The organism is Halochromatium sp. (genome assembly GCF_046541315.1).
Taxonomy (GTDB): domain Bacteria; phylum Pseudomonadota; class Gammaproteobacteria; order Chromatiales; family Chromatiaceae; genus Lamprobacter.
Genome location: NZ_JBKHDN010000286.1, coordinates 1 through 2739 on the forward strand (window position 1 = coordinate 1; position 2739 = coordinate 2739).

The following is a 2739-nucleotide window of genomic DNA, read 5'->3' on the forward strand; positions in this document are numbered from 1 at the left end:
TGAGCACGATGCTAATCCCGCGCTTTACCGTGAAACAAGCGCGACATCGTCCGGGTCGACGAGGCGCCATGGACGTTAGTCCAGCGCTCCGAGCCCTGGTCCGGCGCTACGTCGCCTGGGCCATGCTCCGGCAACTCCGGCTTGGGCACGGAGGTTGCTTCTGATGGAGCACTATCTGTCCCTACTGTTCAAGGCCGTCTTCGTCGAGAACCTGGCGCTGGCCTTCTTCCTCGGCATGTGCACCTTCCTTGCCGTCTCGAAGCGGATCGAGACCGCGATCGGCCTCGGTATCGCGGTGATCGTGGTGCAGACCATCACCGTGCCGGTCAACAGTCTGATCCATCAGTATCTGCTGCAGGAAGGCGCGCTGGACTGGCTCGGACTGCCGGAGTTGGATCTCTCGTTCCTCGGGCTGATCACCTATATCGGCGTCATCGCCGCCATGGTGCAGATCCTGGAGATGCTGCTCGACCGCTACTTCCCGGCGCTGTATCAGGCGCTCGGCATCTTCCTGCCGCTGATCACCGTCAACTGCGCCATCCTCGGCGGCTCATTGTTCATGGTCGAGCGGGGCTACGACCTCGCCGAGAGCACCGTCTATGGCTTCGGCACCGGTCTGGGCTGGGCGCTGGCGCTGGTGCTGCTGGCCGGTATCCGCGAGAAGCTCAAGTACAGCGATGTGCCGGATGGGCTGCAGGGACTCGGCATCACCTTCATCACCACCGGGCTGATGGCGATGGCCTTCATGTCGTTCTCGGGGATTCAGTTGTAACCATGCTCGATCTAACCTTCGGCATCCTGGTCTTCACCGGCGTCGTACTGGCGTTGGTGGTCGTCATCCTCAACGCGCGGCGCCTGCTGGTGCCCAGCGGCGCCGTCCATATCGACATCAACGAAGAGCGCGACATAGTTACCACGGCCGGGCGCAAGCTGCTCGGCGCCTTGGCCGATGCCGAGATCTTCGTGCCTTCGGCCTGCGGTGGCGGCGGGACCTGTGGTCAGTGTCGGGTCAAGGTGCTCGAGGGCGGCGGCAAGCTGTTGCCCACCGAGGCCAGCCTGATCAACCGCCGCGAGGCCAGCGAGGGCTATCGGCTCGCCTGCCAGGTCGCGGTCAAGGAGGACCTGCGCATCGAGGTGCCGCGCGAGATCTTCGGCGTGCGACGCTGGACCTGCAAGGTGCGCTCCAACCGCAGCGTCTCGACCTTCATCAAGGAGCTGATCCTGGAATTGCCGCCGGGCGAGGAGGTCGCCTTTCGGGCTGGCGGCTATATCCAGATCGAATGCCCGCCCTATGAACTGTCTTATGCGGACATCGAGATCCCCGAGCATCTGCGCGCCGACTGGGATCGATACGACCTCTGGAAATACAAGGCCGGGACCAAGCAGCCGGTGACGCGCGCCTATTCGATGGCCAATTATCCGGGCGAGGCGGGCATCATCATGCTCAATGTGCGCATCGCCACGCCGCCGCCGGATCATCCCGATGTGCCGCCCGGCATCATGTCGAGTTACATCTTCGGCCTCAAGCCCGGCGACGAGGTCACCATCTCTGGCCCCTTCGGCGAGTTCTTCGCCAAGGAGACCCATGCCGAGATGATCTTCGTCGGCGGCGGCGCCGGCATGGCGCCGATGCGCAGCCACATCTTCGATCAGCTCAAGCGCCTGAAGACCCAGCGCAAGATCTCCTACTGGTACGGTGCACGCAGCAAGCGCGAGATCTTCTATCAAGAGGATTTCGACGCGCTCGCCCGCGAGCACGAGAACTTCAGCTGGCATATCGCACTCTCATCACCACAGCCCGAGGATGAGTGGCAAGGAGAGGTCGGCTTCATCCACAGCGTCCTCTACGAGCGCTACCTGAAGGACCATCCGGCGCCCGAGGACTGCGAGTTCTACATGTGCGGCCCGCCGATGATGACAGCGGCGGTGATCGGCATGCTGCACAGCCTGGGCGTCGAGGACGACAACATCCTGCTCGACGATTTCGGCGGTTGAGCAGCCGTCAGTCAGCCGCCGCCCTGATGTCGATGCGGCGAACAGCATCTGACCGGAGGCCACCTCGATGCTCGAATTTGGTTTTGCACTATTGCTCTTCTCGCTCGCCTTCCTAGGGCTCGCACTCGGCGTGCTCAATGGCCGTGCCGCGCTCAAGGGCAGCTGCGGCGGGCTCAATCAGATCCCCGGCCTCAGCTCCGATTGCGGCGGCGCCTGCCAACGCGGGGAAACCTGCTCGCGTCGCTCTGACCGCGCCTCGCTAGACTAGACTCACATCGAGGAGCGATCGCTCAAGCAACCCGAAGCCTTGCTAGGAGGAGGTCATCATCATGAAAGAGTGCAAGACCGCCAAACAGGCCATGTCGCGTGGACTGGTGACGCTGACGCCCGAGATGGATGTGCTCGAAGCGTTGCGCATCCTGGTCGAACAGCGCATCTCCGGCGCTCCAGTCGTCGACCAGATCGGTAATCTGATCGGCATGCTCACCGAACGCGACTGCCTGCAGATCGCGCTCGGCGCCGGTTACCACAGCGAGGATGGCGGTCGCGTCGAGAACTTCATGACCAGCTCGGTGGTCACCGTCGATGCCGACACCCCGGTCACCGAGGTGGCCGAGTTGTTCGCGACCAGCCACTTTCGCCGCCTGCCGGTGATGGAGCAGGGCCGGCTCATCGGCATCATCAGCCGCCGCGATGTGCTCAAACAGCTGGAAGCCGCCTGGCAGCCCGATCGGCATCGGATCT

Annotated in this window: 4 protein-coding genes; all 4 read left to right on the forward strand. The window is 63.4% G+C overall.

Going from position 1 to position 2739, the window contains the following annotated elements:
* Window positions 1-163: 163 nt before the first annotated feature.
* Window positions 164-772, forward strand: a complete 609-nt coding sequence (gene nqrE, locus ACLFQI_RS13210; protein WP_410760010.1) for an NADH:ubiquinone reductase (Na(+)-transporting) subunit E — start codon at window positions 164-166, stop codon at window positions 770-772.
* 2 nt (window positions 773-774) lie between these two features.
* On the forward strand, window positions 775-1995 hold the full coding sequence (gene nqrF, locus ACLFQI_RS13215) for an NADH:ubiquinone reductase (Na(+)-transporting) subunit F (protein WP_410760011.1): 1221 nt from the start codon (window positions 775-777) through the stop codon (window positions 1993-1995).
* A gap of 67 nt (window positions 1996-2062) precedes the next feature.
* Entirely contained in the window at window positions 2063-2263 is a 201-nt protein-coding gene (gene nqrM, locus ACLFQI_RS13220) for a (Na+)-NQR maturation NqrM (RefSeq protein WP_410760013.1), read from the forward strand.
* Between the two features lie 61 nt (window positions 2264-2324).
* The coding region (locus ACLFQI_RS13225; protein WP_410760015.1) for a CBS domain-containing protein at window positions 2325-2739 on the forward strand (415 nt) is incomplete at its 3' end.